The sequence below is a fragment of the Lachnoanaerobaculum saburreum DSM 3986 genome (genome assembly GCF_000185385.1).
Lineage (GTDB): Bacteria > Bacillota > Clostridia > Lachnospirales > Lachnospiraceae > Lachnoanaerobaculum > Lachnoanaerobaculum saburreum.
The window spans coordinates 474,771-497,161 of record NZ_GL622296.1 but is presented as its reverse complement, the minus strand read 5'-3'; the positions used below and the strand labels follow the sequence as shown (position 1 = coordinate 497,161).

15 protein-coding genes are annotated in these 22,391 nt (G+C 40.2%); 6 read left to right on the top strand and 9 right to left on the bottom strand.

Going from position 1 to position 22,391, the window contains the following annotated elements; genetic code table 11:
- Positions 1–5: 5 nt before the first annotated feature.
- From HMPREF0381_RS02435 to HMPREF0381_RS02395, 9 genes are all read right to left on the bottom strand, one after another.
- Positions 6–7,013 (bottom strand): InlB B-repeat-containing protein, encoded by a 7,008-nt coding sequence (locus HMPREF0381_RS02435; RefSeq protein WP_008750278.1) that lies wholly within the window; start codon positions 7,011–7,013, stop codon positions 6–8.
- A 13-nt stretch (positions 7,014–7,026) separates the two neighbouring features.
- Positions 7,027–8,634, bottom strand: coding sequence for an N-acetylmuramoyl-L-alanine amidase family protein (locus tag HMPREF0381_RS02430; RefSeq protein ID WP_008750277.1), 1,608 nt, complete (start codon positions 8,632–8,634; stop codon positions 7,027–7,029).
- Positions 8,635–9,496: 862 nt separating this feature from the next.
- Positions 9,497–10,204: a hypothetical protein gene (locus HMPREF0381_RS02425; protein ID WP_008750276.1), complete on the bottom strand. Its 708-nt coding sequence runs from the start codon at positions 10,202–10,204 to the stop codon at positions 9,497–9,499.
- 401 nt (positions 10,205–10,605) lie between these two features.
- Positions 10,606–11,547: an ROK family glucokinase gene (locus HMPREF0381_RS02420; RefSeq protein ID WP_008750275.1), complete on the bottom strand. Its 942-nt coding sequence runs from the start codon at positions 11,545–11,547 to the stop codon at positions 10,606–10,608.
- A 19-nt stretch (positions 11,548–11,566) separates the two neighbouring features.
- Positions 11,567–12,850: a DUF5711 family protein gene (locus tag HMPREF0381_RS02415; protein WP_008750274.1), complete on the bottom strand. Its 1,284-nt coding sequence runs from the start codon at positions 12,848–12,850 to the stop codon at positions 11,567–11,569.
- A gap of 3 nt (positions 12,851–12,853) precedes the next feature.
- Entirely contained in the window at positions 12,854–13,948 is a 1,095-nt protein-coding gene (locus tag HMPREF0381_RS02410; RefSeq protein WP_008750273.1) for a coiled-coil domain-containing protein, read from the bottom strand.
- Between the two features lie 39 nt (positions 13,949–13,987).
- A complete protein-coding gene (locus HMPREF0381_RS02405; protein ID WP_040461641.1) occupies positions 13,988–14,254 on the bottom strand; it encodes a hypothetical protein in 267 nt (88 codons plus the stop codon).
- Positions 14,254–15,606 carry a glucose-6-phosphate isomerase gene (locus HMPREF0381_RS02400; RefSeq protein ID WP_008750271.1) on the bottom strand — a complete coding sequence of 451 codons (1,353 nt, stop codon included), beginning with the start codon at positions 15,604–15,606 and terminating at the stop codon, positions 14,254–14,256. Before HMPREF0381_RS02400 ends, HMPREF0381_RS02405 begins: the two co-directional genes overlap by 1 nt.
- Positions 15,607–15,688: 82 nt before the next feature.
- Entirely contained in the window at positions 15,689–16,411 is a 723-nt protein-coding gene (locus HMPREF0381_RS02395) for a 5'-methylthioadenosine/adenosylhomocysteine nucleosidase (protein ID WP_008750270.1), read from the bottom strand.
- Between the two features lie 81 nt (positions 16,412–16,492).
- Here HMPREF0381_RS02395 and HMPREF0381_RS02390 point away from each other — a divergent pair, with 81 nt between their 5' ends.
- The 6 genes from HMPREF0381_RS02390 (at position 16,493) to HMPREF0381_RS02365 (ending at position 22,368) form a co-directional block, all read left to right on the top strand.
- The gene (locus tag HMPREF0381_RS02390) at positions 16,493–17,551 is read left to right on the top strand and encodes an undecaprenyldiphospho-muramoylpentapeptide beta-N-acetylglucosaminyltransferase (RefSeq protein ID WP_008750269.1); all 1,059 of its coding nucleotides are present in this window, start codon (positions 16,493–16,495) and stop codon (positions 17,549–17,551) included.
- A gap of 74 nt (positions 17,552–17,625) precedes the next feature.
- Positions 17,626–17,832 carry an RpnC/YadD family protein gene (locus HMPREF0381_RS02385; protein ID WP_008750268.1) on the top strand — a complete coding sequence of 69 codons (207 nt, stop codon included), beginning with the start codon at positions 17,626–17,628 and terminating at the stop codon, positions 17,830–17,832.
- Between the two features lie 36 nt (positions 17,833–17,868).
- Positions 17,869–18,867, top strand: a complete 999-nt coding sequence (locus tag HMPREF0381_RS02380; RefSeq protein ID WP_040461073.1) for an Rpn family recombination-promoting nuclease/putative transposase — start codon at positions 17,869–17,871, stop codon at positions 18,865–18,867.
- Positions 18,868–19,284: 417 nt separating this feature from the next.
- Positions 19,285–20,610 carry an ABC transporter substrate-binding protein gene (locus HMPREF0381_RS02375; RefSeq protein ID WP_040461071.1) on the top strand — a complete coding sequence of 442 codons (1,326 nt, stop codon included), beginning with the start codon at positions 19,285–19,287 and terminating at the stop codon, positions 20,608–20,610.
- 68 nt (positions 20,611–20,678) lie between these two features.
- On the top strand, positions 20,679–21,569 hold the full coding sequence (locus HMPREF0381_RS02370) for a carbohydrate ABC transporter permease (protein ID WP_040461069.1): 891 nt from the start codon (positions 20,679–20,681) through the stop codon (positions 21,567–21,569).
- Positions 21,562–22,368, top strand: coding sequence for a carbohydrate ABC transporter permease (locus HMPREF0381_RS02365; protein ID WP_008750263.1), 807 nt, complete (start codon positions 21,562–21,564; stop codon positions 22,366–22,368). The genes HMPREF0381_RS02370 and HMPREF0381_RS02365 overlap by 8 nt, the downstream gene beginning before the upstream one ends.
- The last annotated feature ends 23 nt before the right edge of the window (positions 22,369–22,391 follow it).

Here is a 22,391-nt window from a genome sequence, read left to right as displayed (position 1 = left end):
GTCACCTAGTTCCAAGCACCGCTTGCATCTACATTATAACCGTCAGGAGTCTTCTCTCCGGCATACATAGAACCGTAAGGTCTGGTATTGTTATTTACGTAGCTCCACTTAAATGCTCCGGCATCCCATACATAGGTATCCTGTGGAGCGTTTGTATTGAAATAATACCACTTTCCACCGATATTCTGCCATCCAAGAAGCATCTCACCGTCTTGATTCAGATAATACCATCTGTTATCCTGCTTATTGAGAAGCCATCCTGTTGTAAGGATACCTGTATTATCGTTCATATAATACCACTTACCTGTCTTAGGATCTCTTACCCAGCCTGTTACCATCTGTCCAAGATCCGGACCTTCTGTAGTATTCATATAATACCAATAGCCGTTCTTTGAGTCATAGGTCCAACCTGTTGCCATAGTTGACTGACCGTCAAAGTAATACCAACGTGAAACTTTCTTTCCTGTACTGTCTGTAAATGAGATCATACCCCACATATCATTGAGAGGTGTTCCTCCGTTAAGCACGAATGACCAACCGCCTGTTACAGGGTTCTTCTCCCAGTTTCCGTCTACTCCAAGTACGAAAGCTCTTGTATTACTTGCCTCAAATCTGGCCATATTCTCTGTATACTTCTCTCCAGGTGTACGAAGCTTACTTCCTCTACCGGTTGATGAGCTTCCGCCGCTGCTTGCACCGCCTGTTCTTCTGTTTCTTGCATCTTCTCTATCACTTGCACCCTTAGAATACTTATTGATAAGTTCTCTAAGTGCATCAATAGCCTGCTGAAGCTCCGCCCAGTTTGCCATTCTAAGGTATGTGGTACCGTCAGGAGATACAAGATCTCTTGCCTGTCTTAAAGTCTCAAGTGCCTTTGCGATTGCCGCATTGATCTCTTCAACTTCACCAAGCTTAAGATATGGATCGCCTGTAAGCTCTTTTGCCATCTCTATGGTATCACCAAGGTCTACTCTTGCCTGTGCAACTTCTTTTCTGTTGTCGGAATAGTAAGCATAGACAATCATTCTCTTGGTTATAGGACCTGCCGTATCAAATACTGAAAGCTTATCTTCCTTCTTTGACCAGTTTACATAGTCATACTGTACACCGTAGATATCTTCAAAAGGAGTCTTAAGTGCGTTCGCTACATTATTTTGTGCATATGCGGTAACCACTGCATAGTCACTTGAATAGTAGCTGTCCTCTACACTCTCTTTTCTTCTCACCTTAAACCTCTTATAGAAGTTTCTGCTTGTATCATTTAAGAATAAATGATCAAGTACAGGCTTATTATCTACAAATGTTACCTTGAATGTCTTTGAGTATACAACCGCATATGTATGTAACAAGTTTCCTGTGAACTTAACAAGTCCGGCATTGTTTGCTACATCGGTAGAGATTGCTATTTCTACAGGTGTGATATTACCTGAAGCATCAGGTGTCACATCAAATATCTGATAATCAAGCTGATCGACATCTTCCGCCGGAAGCTGTGCTATCACATCCACATTTGCATTTGATGCCGTTGCAGTAGGTATAGCATTGTTTACAAGTCTTCCGTTTACATATCTTTCAAGCTCGATATCCAAACTGTATGCCACTGTATGTGCATCAGGATGGTTTATACCTGAAATTGAAACAGGTTTTACAGCAGTCTTCTCGTTTGACTTGGCATCTCTCTTATTGAACACCACCTTATACTCTACATTTGCACCGTTTACACTGTTAAGTGATCTGTCAAGATCAGTTGTGAGTTCATGTGCAAGTGCCGGTATCTGACTCGGTTCAAGTCCGAACTCTCCGATGCTTCCGCCCTTTATCTTTTCTGTAAGATCAGCATCATCACCTGCCAATTTAACAGGCTCATATACAGCCTTAAGAACGATATTTGAATTTGAAAGAGTGAATGTATAGTCAGCCTGTGTTATATTACCGCTGACACCTACAGCTCTTCCTGCAAGTACCTGCCAGTATAAGAAGTTCTTACCGTTTGAATTTACAGGGTCTGCATGGATAACCACACTGTCTCCCGCTTTAGCTTCATTATAAGCATCACTTCCTACGCTTGTGCTTCCTACAGATACTACACTTCCGTTTCTGGTCTCTACGATATACTTAGGTGCATCAGCCATATCACCAGGGTTTGCAACTATCTGATTTCCGTCAGGAAGCTTTGTAAGTGGATTAGGAATAGAAGAATCACCCTTCCTCCTTGCCACTACAGTATAGGTTTCATTAGGATTAAGATTATTGAAAGTAACTGTTGAAGGATTGCTTCCTACAGGAGTCATCCAACCGTTGTCACTTCCGGGGTACTGTACAACATTTCCGTTCTCATCTATCAGTGCATAGTCCGCATCCGGATCTGCCGGATTGATAACTATCTGTGCCATACCGTCATTTTCAGGGTCATATCCCACATTATAGTTGTTATCTACTGTAGGTATGTATACATCCTGCGGTGCGGATACTGATGAACCTGTAACAGATGTTCTGGGCTGTCCTACTGTAGCGACTGTATCAGGTGTACCCTCCTGTACGTCATAATGTGCACCCGGAATGAGGTTTGGAACTATTGTTCTGTTACCAACACTCTCTCCCGGAACCACTGCTACAATATTTCCGTTCTTATCACTGATAACATATACATTGCCCGGCTTTGTACCGTCTATTACTATCTCACCGCTTCCGTCATTTCCTATACGGCCTGAAGGTGTGATATTTCCGGTATTTGTACCCCATGTATTCGGGTCCTGACTGAATACCGCAGTATATGTTGCGTGATTTGTAAGTGTACTTGTTGCCTGCATCGGAGTTCCGTTAGGATCCTTCCAACCGTTGAATATATAGTTAGCTACAGGTGTAGCTGTAGGCAACTGTGAAGATATCTGATTCCATGTGTAATCATATGGAATATGTAATGTAGCCGGAGCCGAGATTGAACCGTTAGTTCCCGCTACGAAGTTGATATCAAACCACTGACTCGGATCTTCTACAAACTTGGCATATAATGTAAGCGGTGTGCTTCCCGGCGGGAATGTATCACTTCCGTTTACCTGTATTGTAGCTGCCGAATCAAGATACCATCCGTCAAACTTATAATATCTGTTAGGTGTGACATCAGGTATATATCCTCCCGCCTTTAACTTATCAAAGTTATAAGCGTAAGTGTTTCCTGCCGAACTTCCGTCATTTGTAAGGAAGCTTGTAGGAGCACCTGCAGATAGAGGATTTACAGAACCGTTGTTATTAGGAGCGCCTGCCACTGCGAAGTTTATATCTCTCCACTTGGAAGCATCTCTGCTTAACTTATAGTCCGCTCTTATACCGTTTCCTGTAAGCGGCATAGTACCTGAAAGTGAACCGTCGGTTCCCACACTAAGTGAACCTGCCGGATCAAGGTTTACAGTTGATGAAGAATCCCATATATATCCATACAGTTTATCTCCGTCTGTAGTTCCAAGTGCCGGAATAGATACACTTATAGGTGTACTTGGTGCTGAAGGATCAACCTGACTTGATATTATCTTATCGGTGATTCTGTCAAAATATCTTCTGACAAGGTTCATACTTCCCGCATCGGCATCATAAATAAGATCTATTGTTACATCCTGATTAGGCATAAATGCAACGAATGTTCCGGAATTAGGATCATCAGTTACAATATACGGTTTTACAGTATTTCCGCCTACAGTCTCTGTATGATCAAGTCCCAAGACATAGCTTCCGGGGGCTCCGTCCGCACGTCCTGTAGTGATATTGTAAGTCTTATAAGTATAACCTGATATTGAATTGTCAGGCATAGCACTTATACTCTGCTCCGCTCTTCTTTGTGAAGTAAGTACTGTGGTTCCCGGCAATACATTGCCCAGTCCGTCAACATGTCTTACAGTATATGTAAATGTTGTACTTGGCTCAACACTGTACTTATAGTTCAAAGTAACAGCTGATGCCGGCATACTTGCTATATGATAGTGACCTGCCTGTGCACCCGGTGTGGTAGCAGGATTCGGCTCCACCGTACCGGCTGAAATCGGAGTAGCACTACCTGAACTGTACTTATATCCCGGTACCGTTACATGGTCTTTATCCACTACTGAAGTTATCACATGACCTGCATCCACTTCCGAACCGAAAGTCAGAGAAAGTGCCGCATTTGTATTCTTGTGATATGTTGTAACATGGTAGAGTGTACCGTCAGGTACCCATGATGCATACAGATATGTGGTCTTCGGTGCACTGGGTGCAGGGTATGCTGTAAATGCAGCTCCGGCAGTATCACCTGTATCATATACGGAGTTGCCGTTATTATCTGTATACTCTGTCCAACCGTTGAAATTAAATCCCGCTTTTGCAGGTACAGGCAAAGCACCTAATGTAGTAGCACTTGTTGTAACATTCTCTGATTTGTCAGCAATTGCTGAACCTCCCTGTGAGTCGAACTTATATGTAACCTTGTTTCTTGCGAACTTGATTACTATATCCGCAGGCTGTGCCGGTGTTTTTCCCGATACAGTACCCTTTGTAGGTGTTGTTGCAGGCGGCACAGGATCTGTTGTCGCGACTGTAAGAGGTGTTACCGCACCTGAAGCCGAATCAAATATATATCCTGTATATGTAGGCATAGGTATCTCTACAGTCGAACCTGCAGCTGACCTGAATGCAATTGAATAAAGATTGGCTGTATTTATTGTTCCCGGAACAGTATTTGTTCCGAATGTAAGATCGGAAAGCTTCATAGTAGTTCCGTCAGGATCTATATAGGTAACTGTAAAATCATACTTTGCAGCTCTAAGATATACAATCCTTCCATCCTGAGCACCTGTTGTAGCAGCACCGGCAGTATCTGTAACCTTGCTTACACCACTTCCCATACCTGATGTGATACCGTCCACATCTGAAGGTACGTTTGCAGCCGAATAAGGTATTGAACCGCCTGAAGCTCTGTCATAGTAATCTATTACAGGTCTTCCGTCCTGATCCTGATTTGTCTGAGGTACATCGGATACAGATACACCTATACTTCCTGTAAGTTGTCTGCCTGTCTCTACATTAAGCATACTGGTTCCAAGAGCCACATTTGCCTTTGTAGCAGGTTCGGCTGCAGCTGTTGCACTTGCCTTATGTATATCTTCATTGCTTCCGACTGTTACATCTCCTGCAACATTGATTGCTCTTGCTCTTGCCACCTCTATACCTGAAGTACCTGCTGCTACAGTATTTGCACTTGATGTAACAGTGATAGCCGATACAGGCACTTCTGTTCCGACAGAAGTTGAAGTATTATTTATAACCTGTACAGGCTTTGTCAAAGCATTCATAGTAAGAACACCGCTGCCTGCCACATTGATTGCGGATGCACTTGGAGCAGTTGCTCCCTTTTCTACAGCATTATTCTGCACTGTAGTGTTGTCTGTAAGCTTAACCTCTCCTGCTGTAATATCTATAACAGGAGCATTTGCAACTACATTTGACTTGTTTCCGTCAATTGTTATATTGTAGAAACTGAGAGTAGATGTAGAATTACTTACTCTAAACATAGCATCCTTAAAGCCTGCCGCTCTTGTAATTGTCTCTGTATTTGTCTTCTCAGGGTTGCTTCCTAAGCTAAAGTAACCTCTATTGGTTATGCCTTGGAAACTTGTAGTGGTATATGGACTTGTTTCTATCTGAAGATCCATATTTGCAGGAATATCTATTGTATGATCTACAGTGGTAGGACTGGCTACATAGATATATCCTTTCTTAACGCCTGCGATCTGCATAGCCTTAACAGCCGATCTGATATCCTTAAACGGCTGTGCAATATAACCGTTTGAGTCGCTTCCGGTATATGTAGGGTCTACATAGTATACCGCAACTCTCATAGATACCACAAAGCTTACTGAAGCTTGACCAAGCGGCGCCATATTAAGGTTTCCTGCAAAACCTGCCGCGGCATCAGTCTGCTGTACAAGCATATTATCATCTTTATTTCGTGCAAAAACCCAGTTTCTATGAGCAATGTTTGCAGTATCTGTATACTCACCTGCCCATACTCTACCGAAACCGTCTTCAAGCTTTGCATCAAAATCTGTTAATGCTGTTGAATTGGCGCCGGCAGTTACCGTACCGGCACCTAAAGGATCAGAACCGCCTCTGTAATTCCATGCAGAACCTGTTCCTTGATTGAAATAATCCATCATATGAAGATGTGTCCTACCGGCTGATATTACTGAAGGTGATGTATCCGTACCGGCGATCATAGTATCAGCTTCAGCACCTATCCAGAAGTTTACAGGATAGCTGTTCGGGTTATAGCCTGTCCATGTTATTAAAAGCTTCTGCTCATCAGGTGTAGGCTGTACTTCCATTCTGACTTCAATCTTATCATTGGTACCGGCACCTGTTACAGCCGCCTTATATGGAGCAGGTACAGGTACTTCAACAACATCACCGTCATTACCTGCCAAGAATACCCCCATACTGTTAGTATCAGGGCTTGCTGTGGCCGTAGGTCTTAAACCGCTCCATGTTGATACAGCAGGGCTTATAACCGGATAAGATGAAGGTGAAGTAGTATCATCATCAGTCCTACCGAATCCATAGTATGTGGTCCACCAGTTATTATTGTAAGCTGACCTTACAGCTCCGTCATATCCTTTATGATTTGATGTATTCTCACTTCCGGGAACTGTTATAGCACCTATATTAAAGGAATTATAACTGCCGGGAATACCAACACCGCCGATACCCGAAGCATTGGTACCTGTATAGGCAGCACCGAATTTAAATGCAGTACCTTGTGAACCGCCGTAAGTATTGCTTCCGTCCTTTACTACAGGAATACCTCTAAAAGGTGTAGAACCCGGTAGACCGGCAGTAGGTGCAGTATCAAATAACTGATAATTCTTCTGCAATGTACTTGCCCATGAGGTCATACTCCCCAGCGGAGCCCCGGTAAGAACCATTGCTCCTGCAAGCAACCCCGCAGTTGCCTGCTTGATTGTTTTTATTAATTTGTTTTTCTTCATATCTCTCCTCTAACTATCTGTCAAAAAGAACAAAATCACTGTCGAGGTTGTTGGCACCGTCACTGGCGTATGTAATCTCCGCTCCCCATCTGTCCTTCTTATCAGCAGTAGAGTCGTAGTGATAGAACTTACCGTTCTTCTTTCTCGGTCTGTCACCGTCACTTACTCTTGCTACGAACTTTGAGTTGTCAACTATTATCCAGTTGCCTTCGCCATCCTTTAAGATCTTTGTTCCTTTTACTACCTTGCCGTTTGCGTCTACGACAACGTACTCACCATGACCGGTTCTGGTATCTTTTAGTATACCGTATCTTACGTCTCCGTCAGCGTCCAATCTAAGACCGTTGAAGTAGAACTTGCCGTCATTCTTGACAAGTGTACACTTCTCGCCGATAGCCTTACCGTTGTCTCTGAAACCGAATACTACGTCTCTGTCTCTCAAAGATACGGTAACCTCTCCGGTAACCATTGAACCGTCGTTTAACTCGTCAATACCGAAAAGATATAAGCTGCCTCTGTCTATAGCCGCTATAGGTGAGTTGACTGCGTCTGTAAGGAAATCTTCCCTTGTCCACTCATCTACGTCGAACTTGATACCGAATGTACCGTCTTCAAGCATTACTACAAAACCTGTCTGCATACGTCCTATCTCATCAAAGGCGTATCTTCTTCCAAGAACTGTAGCAATCTTATCCTTTATTACATCACCGTTTTTCTTGGTTCTGAACCAGCTGCGCTCTCCTGTGTCGTAGTCTTTCTGGCTCATCTTCTCATTCGGCACTGTAAATGTCCAATAATCATCTTTTTGTTCACCGTCTGTATCAAGCGAACCGTATTTGATCTTGGCATTGCTTGATGTAGCCTTTACATTTGCATCTCTGATAGAGAGCTGTGGTATCATCACACCGTTCTCATCGAACAGATATGCCTTACCGTCTATTTCTCTCTGTCTTGAAAGGTCTGTATTGCTTGCAACATACTTTCTACCGTTGTTTCCAAAGTAGAGCCACATCTCGTCATACTCGTTGTAGTTTCTTTGTCCGAGTTCCGAATATCCCGGATTTTCTCCTACCTGTGAGTATTGTAACCACCGATCTGTGAACATTGCTCCGTCATCACCGAAATAGTACACAGCTGTTTTGAAAGGGTTGTCATCTTCTACCGCATTTCCATCGGCATCGAAGAATCCTGTCTGCATTACTCCTTCTTCGCTGAAAAGATATTTCTTTCCGTCGATTTCACGAGCATACACTCTTCCTTCCTTACCTTTATATGCTTTTCCGTCAGGACCGAAGTAAAACCAACCTTCGTCGTCATCTCCGTCCTTTGTCTGTACCCAGCGGTTTACCGCCATGGCACCGTCAGCATTAAGGTAATATGAGCTGTCGCCTATGGTAATAACAGAGTCCTTTACCATATTGCCGTCATCGCCCAGATAGTACCATGCCTCGCCCGACTTACGCCAAGCATCAGACACTGCGTTGCCGGCACTATCCAGGTATCTCCACTCTCCGTTTGAGTTGTCCCATCCCTGTGCATGTGCAGTAGATGGGCTTAACCAAATAAAAAGAGCAGAGAGCGCCAGTAAGCCTACTTTGCTTACTAAGCTCCTTTTTCTCATCAAACTACCTCCTTTATTTGCCCGCCGGAATAGATAAATGCACTATACAATGTTTTCACATATATGCCACCATATCACCGTCTGATATAACAAATCAAATCAGCTTTTATATCCGGCCGGAAAAATTTATATATAAATTTCTTAAATATTGCAAGCAAAACAACTCGCAAAACCTTGCAAGTGTTTTTATATTTAAAGAAATCTATAACGTATTTATGTCGGGAACAAAGACTGTTCCCCTTAGATTGCTTGTATGCAATCTTTTAAAACCGACACTGTTTTCTTTTCAGGCTGTCGGTGTTCTCCGATTTAAGGAGATCTGGCACGACAATTTGAGTAAATTAATTCTTCATTATTCAGTTGTTTATACATCTTAGGTCTACATGGTGACCTCACGCGATAACTCGCATAAACTCTACTCCTATTCATATTTTTTCTCTACCTTTTCTATATAGCTTTATTCTAAGGCGTTATAATACATATGTCAAATATTAAAACCTATACCGGTTTACAAAAATATGCACCAATCCGTATTTTCGTAACCCTGATATCACTCATATAATATTATCGAATGCATACTTTGTCAAATAAGTCAATATTTGAAATATTTAACATTTTTGTAATTTTTACATATGTTTATGTTGTAGTAATTTTAAAGTTATTATTATGTTTTATACATTTGCCTCTATTCTATATTATTTTTTATTATTTGTCTACACTCAATCAAGTTTATATAAAACGATTTTTTTATCTGTAAACTTTCTTACTTTTTCCTGACAAAAAAATAGAGCGGATATTGTGAACTGTTATCTTATCACAATATCCACCCATGATTTTATATATTTAAAGCCTTTTTAAAGCCTTATTTTTTTGCTGTAGTACTTTCAGCCGCCTTTGTTTCAGGCTTTTTTATATCTGAAGGAGCCTTTGATGAAGTATCGGCAGGGTCAAGTGACACTCTGTCCTCTGTAAGCACTGCCACCGCACTGTCCTTTGATACCATCTTGTCTTTGTCTACAGATACTACAAAGTAATATCCCTCCGACTGGAATAATACTGTGCTGTCACCTTTCTCACCTACTGTAAGGAATGCATCATTTGCCTCAAGCCCTTTTACCTGTGTACCTTCCATCTTATCCAATATATCGTCAAGGCTTACTTTATCTGATGTAAAGCTGAGAAGATCTCCGGCTTTTGCACTTACCGCCTGAAGTACATAGCCGCTTGTATCGTCACCGTAATAGTGAAGCTCTCTTTCGGGGTTTGCGTATTTTACAACTTTCTGACCTCCGTCTTTTGCTTCATCCGATACCGGATCTCCAAATGCTTTTCCTACATCTTCATATGAATCATCCAGATGATTTGCTATATCATAGTTTATATCTACTTTCACACCCGCAGTTGTAGTTTCTTCTTTGCTGCTCTCGGCCGCCTTTTTTGTACTGTCTTTGCTCTGTTCTACTGTGGCGGAGCTTGAATCTTTAGTATCTTTTTTTGAGCCGCATCCGCTAAATACCAATGCGCTTCCCATTGCCAATCCTAAAACTGTTATTAAAAATCTTTTTTTCATTTTTTATTCCTCCTAAGCTAATGAGCTTGCTCATATGAGTTATTGTTATCTGACACTATATCATTACATACTTATAAAAACAAGCCTTATAGTATGAAAGTATCTTTAAGAAATATGGTATTTTTTTATAAAAGCTGTTATACTCACTGTGTTGTCGTCTCCCAATCTGACAACAGATCGGAGGTGAATATAATGAGCATATTAGTTTCGTTTATCGTATCTCTGCTTGCAAGTATAGTTGCCTACTATATCTGTAAGTGGATAGACAAAAAATAATAAGACGACAATAAAAGAAAGTCCGGAGAGCCTCCCTTCTCCGGGCTTTCACTATGAATATAATGAGCTGTTTCATTCATCTCGACTATGATGATAAACTTAAATCAAACAAAAGTCAACCCCTGTTATGCTATTACAAGCTTTGCCGCTCCGTATATTCCGGCATCGTTTCCAAGCTTTGCAAGGACTATATCCGCCTTATTTTTGGTAATCGGTGTATAATATATGAACTTTTCTCTGATCTTGTTTATAAGGAAATCTCCCGCCTTTGAGACTCCGCCGCCTATTACAAATATATCCGGGTCTACCACCATTGCTATATGTGACAATGCTATTCCGAGGTATTTTGCCACTATATCAACCACCTCTATCGCCAGCTTGTCTCCCGCCTTGGCAGCATCAAGTACATCCTTTGCGGTAAGGTCTTCTATCAGTGCAAGTCTTGAAGTATCTTTCTTCTTTTCCAAAAGCCTCTTTGCTTCTTTTACTATTCCTGTAGCGCTTGATATCTGCTCAAGGCAACCTTTACCTCCACAGTTGCATTTTTCGGTCTCGGCTTCTCTAACATGCATATGGCCTATCTCACCGCCAAGACCATGTTTTCCCGGTACTATCTTGCCGTCTATGATGATGCCGCCGCCTACACCTGTGCCGAGTGTTACCATCACAACATCCTTGATATGTTTGGCTCCGCCCATCCATGCTTCACCGAGTGCCGCCACATTGGCATCATTTCCAAGTGCTACAGGCATACCGTCCAAGAGGTCTGAAAGTATTCTTGCAGGGAATATTTCTTTCCAGCCTATATTGACTACCACTTCTATATAACCGTTGGGCATTACAGGTCCCGGAACTCCCATTCCCACTCCTACACAGTCTGTAAGTGAAAGCCCGCCTTCTTTCAGGTTTTCTTTTATTGACTTGCCTATTTTTTCAATAAGTGCCTTCGGTTCATTCTTCGGCTCGGTAGGTATCTCCCATTTTTTCAGTAATGTTCCGCTAAGTGTGAATATACCCAGTTTTACGCTTGTTCCGCCAATGTCAACTCCTACACATACCTGTTCCATAATTTCTCCTTTGCCGTGTTTATTTGAGTATTATACCTCTAAAGTCATTATCCCCAAGCACTGTAAATCCTGATAAAAATCCTCTTTTTACAATCTTATGGATATTTACATCAAGGCTTCCACTGTATTTTATTACGCCTGATGTATTCATTATAATAGCATTATCGTTTTTTGTCATATATATATATCCTTTTTGCATATCCATATGATTAAAATCTCCGGAAAATTCCTTTTTCAGCAGGACACTTCCTGTTTTTGAATATATATATAATGTATGATTGAATTTTTCCGAGGTGTTCTTATATACTACACAGATTTTTTCTCCTTCAAATGCGACAGCTTCTATATCATTCTCCGCCTTTATTGTCTTTATCAGCTTCGGTGATGCTATATTCTTTGATGAGAAGAAATACAGACCGTCAGAGGCGATTGCTACAGAGTTTATTTTATCCAGATATTTTACTCTTGCCACCATGGAGGATACGAACTCTTCATCAAAGCCTGCCACCACTCTGTTTGCCATATTTTTGCCTATCTCAGAAAAGTCATAGAATACCACTCTTCCCATCATAGAGCTTCCTTTCAGGTACTGAAACGATGCAAGTAGTGCGGTTCCGTCCGGAGATATGGCTATATCTGTAGGGAAGCCGTCTCCTGAGAGTTTTGACTTTATACTTATATCCAGCTCTTTTCCCTCATTATCATAAAACATTATATATGTAGACTTTGCATCCTCTATAAGTGCCGTGACCACTCCGCTTTTTGATACTATCGCTTTTAATATCGGGAGTCCGGTATCTATACTTGCCACCTTGCCGTCTTTGGTATAGCTCACTATCTTTTTACTTCCGACATCAAATACTATTGCGTACTTTCCGTTTTTATTTGTCTTGGGATTGCTCATCTCATAGCTGTCCACCCAGACATTCTTACCGTTTTTCTTTAAGTACACCGCTCCGTCTTTTGAATATTTCAAAAATCCGTTTCCAAGGCTTATATAATCTACAAGACTTCCCTCACTTAACTCATGTATCCATTTTAATTTGAATTTATTGTAGGTTTTAAATCTGTTTTGTAAGGTAAGGATTATTATTACAGCTCCTATCAAAACAAGGAGGAGTATGACAACTCTCCTCCCTGCTGTGAAAAATTCCGTATTCTTTTTTCTTCTGGATCTTGGAGTATTTTCTCCAAGATCGGAAGTACCTGTTTCAAAAGCATCCGCCTCGGAAGTATATATTTCAGATGTATTTATGATCCTGTCTTTCAGTTCCTGCTTTTTTATCTCTTTATCTTCTATCATTGCTTACCCGTTTTTCCTTCTTTCATACAGATCTATGGCATCACTGATATTGCCGGCTTCCCCGTCGGATATCAGTTTTTGCAATGCTTCTATTCTTTCTGTATTCAAAAAGTCTCTTCCCAGATATGACTCATATTTATCCGATATTGTTAAGTTTATCTGTGACCTTCTGTCCGCTATACTGCTTAGACTTTTCTTTGTCATTTCGAGTTCACTGTTCAGATTATCCAGTCTTTCTCTTGAACTTTCCGTTATCTCATCTGTAATAATCTTCTTTGTATTGTTTTCAAAGTCGCTTATAGCCGCATTTCTCTTTTCATTTATATTTGACAGTTTGTCATTGGCGGCTTCTATCTCGGCATCAAAGGATGAGAGATCATATCTGTCATCTGCCGAATCATTGTTGATATCCTTTGTGATAAGAGCGATTCTTTTCATATCATGGTCTATATTATCTCTCATTGCCCTTATCTTCATCAGGTTGTCTCTATATCTTGCCTTGGTAAGATTGCCTACAATGATATACAGTCCGCCTATCAAAAGTACTATAACAAAGTATATAAAAGTCAGGTATATAGGTTTATGTTCAGGTATAAGTCTGTATATAAGTACAGGCAGTCCGAGGAATAATACCACTACAGTTATAAGCAGTTTTATATAGTCAAAAAATTTGTGCGGAAAATAAAATGTAAGGTACCATCCGGTATTGCAAAATTCAGGAATACCTACCGTTTTCATTTCCTGTTTTATTCCCGACTTTATAGATTTGATATGTTCTCTCAAATCTCTTGTCTCGTCTGCAATTCTCTCACCTATCTTCTTACTCTTTGCTTTTTCTTTTTTTATTTCTACAGCTTTCTTTTGCTCTTCGACTTTTTTTATCTCACTGTCATATGTAGATGTTATTTCTTTTAATCTTTTTGTGGTGGTATCCGCTATCCTGTCATTAGTAGCCTTTTTTTCTGAAGCTATCGCCTTTGATATTCTTTCACTTTCAACACCCAGTCTTTGTTCTTCCGTACTAAGTGTATCCAATTCCAGCAAAGCGTTTTTTGCACCCTCAAAGAAACTTTCATAGTCTAGTATAGGTTCCGCCATATATATTCTCCGTTATATATTATTCTTCGGGGTTTCCCCCTATTCTTCGATTATCTGTATTTCAAGATAATCAAAATCTATCTGTTCTATAAAATTGTCGGCACCAAATCTTACCTTACCTCTATATGCAAAGTCATCTATATTCGGCAACAGCCATATCGGTTCCGCTACATCAAACTTATGACATATCTCTCTAATCGTATCAAATACCATGGTCTTTCTGTCTTTAGTGTAGTCACCGTCTTGTGCCACATGGTCTTTTATCATACGATTGTCTTTAAACATCCTACCCCAAAGCCTGAACATCATTGACCAAGCCTCTTTATCAGTTCTTCTCTCTGACTTTCATATCCCGGCTTTCCCAAAAGTGCGAACATATTTGCCTTATAGCTTTCAACTCCCGGCTGGTTGAACGGATTTACTCCAAGAATATATCCGCTGACACCGCATGCAAACTCATAGAAGTAAAAGAGGCTTCCAAGTGAGAATGCACTTATATCGGGAATGTTTATCTTAAGGTTAGGCACATTGCCGTCTGTATGTGCAAGTATTGTTCCGTTCATTGCGGACTTATTGACAAAATCCACGCTTTTTCCTGCCAGATAGTTCATACCGTCCGTATCCGTCTCTTCTTCTTTAAGCAATATCTCCGCCGGAGACTTCTCTATATCAAGTACCGTCTCAAACATTATTCTGGCACCGTCCTGGATATACTGACCCATTGAGTGAAGGTCTGTTGTAAGATCCACCGCAGCCGGGAATATACCTCTATTATCCTTGCCCTCGCTCTCACCAAAGAGTTGTTTTACCCACTCGGCTACATAGTGCAGGCTAGGTTCATAGTTGGCCGTTACTTCTATATTCTTTCCTTTTCTTAGGAAAATATTTCTGAGAGCCGCATACAGAAGTGACGGATTTTCTTCAAAGTCTTTGCTTAGCACTTCTTCTCTGGTTGCCGCGGCACCTGCCATAAGCTCGTCTATATCTATTCCCGCTACCGCTATCGGAAGCAGTCCTACCGCTGTAATTACCGAGAATCTTCCTCCTATATCATCAGGTACAATAAAGCTTTCATAGCCTTCTTCATTTGCAAGCGACTTTAATGCTCCCTTTGCCTTATCTGTAGTGGCATAGATCCTTTTGTTTGCTTCTTTGCCGTACTTTTCTATAAGCATTTCTTTGAATACTCTGAAGCTGATAGCCGGCTCTGTGGTGGTTCCGGACTTTGATATGATATTGATTGAGAAATCTTTGTCTTTTAACAGGTCTTTTATGTCTGCAATATATTTTGATGAGATTGAGTTTCCGCAGAATATTATCTGTGGTGTCTTTCTCTGTGACTTGTCAAGGCAGTTGTAAAAACTGTGGCTTAAAAACTCGATTGCCGCTCTTGCTCCAAGGTATGAACCGCCGATTCCTACTACCAGAAGTACATCTGAATCTTCTTTTATTTTTTTTGCTGTCTGTTTTATTCTGTCAAACTCTTCTTTGTCATAGTTTACCGGTAAATCTATCCATCCCAAAAAATCGTTGCCTGCTCCTGACCTTGACAGCAGTGTATCTTTAGCATTCAGTGTTATAGTCTTAAAATTTTGTAACTCATCAGCTCCCAAAAAACCTGCCGCTTTTGAATAATCAAAACTTACTGTCTTATTCATCTTTCTCGCCTTTCAAACTTAAATCAATGGTAACGTTTGGAGAAAAAGTCTTAACCCCAAATTTATCTGTATTTTATAACAACTAATTATTATTATCAATAGGGGAGTCGCCGTCAACAGTTTCTATCAACTTCTTTGTCAGTTTCACACTATGTTCTATTGCCTTTTTTTCAAACTCCGGATAGTCCATACTTGCAGCATCATCCGCTTTATCCGATATTGATCTTATTATAAGCACTTTGATTTTGTTAAGGTATGCGACCTGTGCTATGGCGGCACCTTCCATCTCTGTACAATAGCCTCCGAAAGTTTCTTTCAAATCTTTTTTTGTCGCTTTATCCGATACAAAAATATCACCGCTTAATACTCTGCCTTCAAATACGGAAATGTCTTTTAAATCCTCTTCACAGATTTTCTTTGCAAGACTTCTTAAAGCATCATCTGTAGGGAATGCAAATACGTCCATCCTCGGCACCTGACCTCTCTTGTAGCCGAAGCCCTCTACATTCATATCATGTATTACTGTATCTGTAGACAGTACAATATCACCTATATTGATTTCATTTTTCAGTGAGCCTGCAATACCTGTATTGACAATTGCATCCACTTTAAATCTGTCTATCAGTATCTGTGTACAGGCTGCCGCATTTACCTTACCTATGCCGGAGCGTACCACTGTAACCTGTTTTTTTGAGATTTCACCTTTGACAAATTCCATACCTGCTATTGTCTTTATTTCCTTATTCTCCATAATCTCTTTTAACTTTGAGATTTCCTCTTCCATCGCACCGATTATACCAATCATTATACTTCCTCACTTGAATATTTATATTTGTTAAATTATACTTATATAATACCCTTATTACAATATGAGAATGGAAACAATATGAAAAAAATAATATTAACAGGTGGTGGTACTGCAGGTCATATCACCCCGAATATCGCGCTCTTGCCTGCACTAAGAGAAGCCGGATATGATATAAAGTATATCGGCAGCAAAAACGGTATGGAAGAAGGTCTTATAAAGGCACAGAATATCCCCTATGAGGGCATATCTTCAGGAAAGCTTAGAAGATACTTTGATTTAAAGAACTTTACCGACCCTTTCAAAGTACTTAAAGGACTCTTTGAAGCAAAAAGTATAATAAAAAAATATTCACCTGATATCGTTTTTTCAAAAGGCGGATTTGTCAGTGTACCTGTAGTCATAGCGGCCGCACTCTCAAAAATCCCTGTTATTATACATGAGTCTGATATCACCCCGGGACTTGCCAACAAGATAGCAATCAGGTTTGCAACTAAGATTTGTACCAACTTCCCCGAAACATTACAGTATCTCCCCAAAAATAAATCAATACTTACAGGTTCTCCTATACGAGAGGAGCTTCTAAGCGGTAACAAAGAAGCGGCAAAAAAGCTCACAGGCTTTTATAATAAGCCTACTTTACTTATAATAGGCGGAAGTCTCGGTTCTGTGATTGTAAACACCGCCGTCAGAAAGTCCTTAGATGAGATTTTACAAGAATTTAATGTAATACATATCTGTGGAAAAGGCAATACGGATGAAAGTCTGATTGGAAAGTCCGGTTATCTACAGTATGAATATGTAGATAAGGAGCTGAAGGACTTTTTTGCCCTTGCAGATGTGGTGGTGTCCAGAGCAGGTGCCAATACTATCTTTGAACTTTTGGCTCTTAGAAAGCCGAATCTTTTGATACCTCTATCCGGTGCAGCCTCCAGAGGAGATCAGATACTGAATGCCGAATCTTTTGAAAATGCCGGCTATTCGGAGGTTATAGATGAGGAAGCTCTTAACAATATTTCTTTATCTGATGAGATACATGCACTTTATAAAAACAGGCAAAAGTATATAGATGCCATGTCTAAATCCGATGCCAAAAACGGTGTCACAAATATCTTAAAGCTGATAAAGCAGTACAGTTAGTATGGCAAGTTGCTGATATTTGATTAAAATTCCTCGTGTAATACAGTTATTTTAAACTATATAAGGAGAACTACATGTGTGAAATTATCGATATTATGATAAACAAAGGCAGACAGGAAGGACTTGTGGCAGGCAGACAGGAAGGGTTTGCAGAAGGGCTTGCAGAAGGTGCTGAACTTGAAAAGAAAAATATTGCACAGGGCATGAAGAAAAAAGGTTTTGATATAAGTCTGATTATGGAACTTACAGGATTATCAAAAGAGATGATATTATCACTGTAAATGAGGTTCTATAATAATATTTTCACAGGAGGAAGTATGGCACAAAAAGACATAACTGAAAAGATGCTTGAGCAGCACAATGACGTTTTTATTGATATAGTAAATGTATTGCTGTTTAACGGTGAGATGGTAGTCAGGGAGGATGACTTGGTTGATATGCCTACCAACAGTTCAAAAAGGGTTGGCGGCAAACTCAGTTATCAAGACAGGGATGTAGCTAAATATTGGCAAGGCAATAAGATAAATATTGCTATGTTCGGGTTTGAGAATCAGTCAGATCCTGATAAGCTTATGCCTCTAAGAGTTATCAGCTATGACGGTGCGGAGTATGGCAGACAATCCAACAGAAAAAATAGAAGTAAGCAAAAATATCCGGTTATCACATTGGTACTGTACTTAGGTCATAAGGGCAGATGGAATTATCCAAAAAATATCTTAGGTATAGTAGATGTGGATGATAGATTAAAGCCGTATGTAAATGACTATAAAATCAATCTTTTTGAGATAGCTTATCTACCGGAAGAAAAGAGAAAACTCTTTAAAAGCGATTTTAGAGTATTGGCGGACTATCTATATCAGATGCAGAAAAATAATACATATGAACCGGAGATGTATAAGATAGAACATATAGACGAAGTGTTGAACCTGATGTCGGCAATGACAAATGACAACAGATTTGAAGAAATAATAGAAGAAGTACATGAAAAGGAGGCAAACTATATGTGTGAAGTTATCGATATTATGATAAACAAAGGCAGGCAGGAAGGACTTGTGGCAGGCAGACAGGAAGGGCTTGTGGCAGGCAGACAGGAAGGGCTTGCAGAAGGCAGACAGGAAGGGCTTGTGGCAGGCAGACAGGAAGGGCTTGTGGCAGGCAGACAGGAAGGGCTTGCAGAAGGCAGACAGGAAGGGCTTGCAGAAGGTGCTGAACTTGAAAAGAAAAATATTGCACAGGGCATGAAGAAAAAAGGTTTTGATATAAGTCTGATTATGGAACTTACGGGATTATCAAAAGAGATGATATTATCACTGTAAAGGTGAAATAACTGTTAATCTACTGTTTCTTAATGAGAAAGCGGTAAAGCTAAGTATAAAAGGTCTGTTTGCCGGATTTTTATATACACTCACAGCTTTATCAACTAATATTTTATACTGATAAAATGCAGAACTCTTTGAAAGTTTTTTCAATTTTCAAAGAGTTTTTTGTATATCAAATGCACTTACTTTAAATATCGCCATTATTTTATTATATTATAATGTTTTTACATTCAACATTCTACATTCTGCACAAAAATATAGTTTATAATAGTATATTACTACCATAGACAAATATTTTTATCATATTGTATAATCCTTAAAACTAGCGTCAATCCGGTGTAATTTAACTGAGCTGTTTTCCCGGTTTTATTAACATGGCTTTTGCCGGATTGTGACAATAAGGAGGACTTTTTCGTGAAAAAGAGAATTTTAAGTGCAATTATGATTGGGGCAATGTGTACCGGCCTACTGTCCGGCTGTGGCGGCGGTAAGGCTGCTTCTACCGGCGATTCATCTGCCGGTAACAATACAGCCGCTGCAGATGAAAATACACTGACAGTTTGGTGTTGGGATCCTGCTTTCAATATCAATGCTATGAAGGAAGCAGAAAAGGTTTATCAGGCAGACCATCCTGACTTTAAGTTGAATATAGTTGAGACACCTTGGGCTGATATTCAGACCAAACTCAGCACTGCAGGTGCTGCCGGAGACCTCTCCACATTGCCTGATATTTTCCTTATGCAGGATAACGCGTTTGCAAAAAATCAGATATCATTCCCCGATGCCTTTACCAATCTCACGGAGACTAAAGCATTTGACTTTACACAGTTTGCACCCGGTAAATTGGCTTACTCTACAATCAACAATATAAATTACGGTGTTCCTTTTGATAACGGTACCGTTATAGCGGCTTATAGGACAGATATTCTTGAGCAGGCAGGCTACAAGATTGACGATCTTACAGATATAGACTGGGATAAATATATAGAGATCGGTAAAGATGTGCTTGCAAAGACCGGTAAGCCTTTACTTTCATGTCAGGCAAATGAAGCGGATATCATAATGATTATGCTTCAGTCTACAGGTGCTTCACTCTTTGACGCTGAAGGCAACCCGAATATCATTGGAAATGAAACTCTAAAGAAAGCTTTAGAGACATATAAGGAACTTAAAGAATCAGGTGTTATGGTATTGGTAAATGACTGGGATCAATACATTACCACTATGAATGCCGAAACTGTAGCAGGAACTATCAACGGTTGCTGGATTATGGGGTCTATCAGAGCTGCAAAGGATCAATCAGGCAAGTGGGCAATTACAAATCTACCAAAGCTTGCAGGTATAGGTGAGCAGAGCAACTACTCAAATAACGGCGGTTCAAGCTGGGCGGTAAGCGGAGCTTCAAAGAAAAAAGATTTGGCGGTTGATTTCCTTGCAAAGACATTTGCAGGAAGCACAAAGCTTTATGACAGCATCCTTCCAAGCGGTGCGCTTGCTACATGGTTACCTGCAGGTAATACAGAAGCTTATTCCGAGAAGGTAGAGTTCTTCGGTGGACAGGAAGTTTATAAACTGCTTACAGACTTTGCCTCAAAAACTCCAAAGAACAATACAGGTGTTTACTACTATGAAGCAAGAGATGCCGTAGCTGTAGCTGCTACAAATATCATTGCAGGTGCCGATGTGGACAGCGAGCTTAAGACTGTTCAGGACACTGTAAACTTTGCAATGAGCAAATAATATTTTAAACTTCAGGGGGTGGGTTTGGCTATAGTCAAGTCTGCCCCTTGTTTATAGAAGGAGAAAAAATGGGAACCAAGAAAAAATTTTCACTCTCACAAAAACAAAATATCTCAGGTTGGATATTTTTGACTCCTGCAACACTGCTTATAGCGATTATGAGTTTCTATCCTATGATACGAGCTGTCATACTGTCTATGCAAACCGGTGTAGGAGCAAAAATAAGATTTGCAGGACTTTCAAACTACAAGAGAATGTTTTCAGATGCGGTCTTTATGCAGTCTTTGAAAAATACCTTTATATACTTGATAGTACAGGTACCTATTATGCTTTTATTTGCACTGCTTTTGGCATCACTGCTTAATGACAAGCATCTTAGATTTAAAGGACTTTTTAGAACCTGCATATTTTTGCCTTGTGCAACTTCACTTGTATCATATGCCATTATCTTCAGATCGCTGTTTGCGGTAGACGGCTATATAAACAATGTGCTTATACATCTTGGTGTCTTACACACCGGATACAACTTTTTGTCAAATCCTTTTACCGCAAGAATTGTAATTATTATCGCACTGCTTTGGAGATGGACAGGCTACAACATGGTATTTTATCTTGCAGGACTTCAAAATATCGAATATTCCATATATGAGGCTGCAAAGATTGACGGCGCCACATACTTCCAAATACTGAGAAAGATTACCATTCCGCTTTTAAAGCCGATGATTTTGCTTACGGCGATAATGTCCACCAACGGTACATTGCAGCTGTTTGACGAGTCTGTAAACCTTACAGGCGGCGGACCTGCCAATTCAACTATTACAATGTCACATTATATATATAACTCTTCCTTTAAGTATGTGCCGAACTTCGGCTATTCTGCCGCCATGTCATTCCTTATTTTGATTCTGGTAGCAGTACTTGCCGCAATCCAGATGAAAGTAGGTGATAAACGTGATTAAACTAAGAACTGCATTAAAATATATATTTTTAATAATTGTATCACTGATATCTGTTTTCCCGTTGTACTGGATGGCTGTCAGTGCCACTCACACCAGTATTGAGGTAATAAGAGGCGCACTCTTACCGGGAAACTATCTCTTTAAAAACTTTGCAAATCTGCTTGCCGCAAGTGATGTTTCAGGTGCTATGACCAACTCATTTAAGTACTCCATAGTAATGACCGTACTTGCACTTTTTATCTGTTCACTTGCAGGCTACGGCTTTGAGATCTACCATGACAAGGCAAAGGATGCCATTATGTCAGTGCTTTTACTTGCAATGATGGTACCTTTTGTAGCTATTATGATTCCGCTGTTTCAGACTTTTTCAAAATGGGGACTGCTTAATACTACTTTGGGATTTTTGCTTCCTACTATTTCAACTCCGTTTTTGATAATGTTGTTTAGGCAAAGTGCCAGATCATTCCCACATGATATACTGGAGGCTGCAAGGCTTGACGGGCTGAATGAATTTCATATCTTCCTTAGAATTTTCATTCCTACAATGAAATCCACCTACGCTTCCGCCGCCATCATTACCTTTATGGGCGCTTGGAACTCATATCTTTGGCCGAAAGTAATAATGACCGAGAAGACTTCCATCACAATGCCGATGCTTGTTGCCAATCTGAAAGAAGGCTATGTGACAGACTACGGCATTTTGATGCTTGCAGTACTGCTTTGCAGTATACCTACCGTTATTATATTCTTCCTGCTTCAAAAACAATTTGCGGAAGGTATTACAGGCGCAGTAAAATAATATATTATATGCTTTTTAAAGGT

Bases quoted from the DNA above. Each gene is read 5' to 3' on its own strand.
- HMPREF0381_RS02405 (WP_040461641.1), bottom strand. From the start codon at position 14,254: ATGTTCAGGCTTTGGGGTAGGATGTTTAAAGACAATCGTATGATAAAA.
- HMPREF0381_RS02390 (WP_008750269.1), top strand. From the start codon at position 16,493: ATGAAAAAAATAATATTAACAGGTGGTGGTACTGCAGGTCATATCACC.
- HMPREF0381_RS02385 (WP_008750268.1), top strand. From the start codon at position 17,626: ATGTGTGAAATTATCGATATTATGATAAACAAAGGCAGACAGGAAGGA.
- HMPREF0381_RS02415 (WP_008750274.1), bottom strand. From the start codon at position 12,850: ATGATAGAAGATAAAGAGATAAAAAAGCAGGAACTGAAAGACAGGATC.
- HMPREF0381_RS02410 (WP_008750273.1), bottom strand. From the start codon at position 13,948: ATGGCGGAACCTATACTAGACTATGAAAGTTTCTTTGAGGGTGCAAAA.
- HMPREF0381_RS02420 (WP_008750275.1), bottom strand. From the start codon at position 11,547: ATGGAACAGGTATGTGTAGGAGTTGACATTGGCGGAACAAGCGTAAAA.
- HMPREF0381_RS02425 (WP_008750276.1), bottom strand. From the start codon at position 10,204: ATGAAAAAAAGATTTTTAATAACAGTTTTAGGATTGGCAATGGGAAGC.
- HMPREF0381_RS02435 (WP_008750278.1), bottom strand. From the start codon at position 7,013: ATGAAGAAAAACAAATTAATAAAAACAATCAAGCAGGCAACTGCGGGG.
- HMPREF0381_RS02400 (WP_008750271.1), bottom strand. From the start codon at position 15,606: ATGAATAAGACAGTAAGTTTTGATTATTCAAAAGCGGCAGGTTTTTTG.
- HMPREF0381_RS02370 (WP_040461069.1), top strand. From the start codon at position 20,679: ATGGGAACCAAGAAAAAATTTTCACTCTCACAAAAACAAAATATCTCA.
- HMPREF0381_RS02380 (WP_040461073.1), top strand. From the start codon at position 17,869: ATGGCACAAAAAGACATAACTGAAAAGATGCTTGAGCAGCACAATGAC.
- HMPREF0381_RS02430 (WP_008750277.1), bottom strand. From the start codon at position 8,634: ATGAGAAAAAGGAGCTTAGTAAGCAAAGTAGGCTTACTGGCGCTCTCT.
- HMPREF0381_RS02395 (WP_008750270.1), bottom strand. From the start codon at position 16,411: ATGATTGGTATAATCGGTGCGATGGAAGAGGAAATCTCAAAGTTAAAA.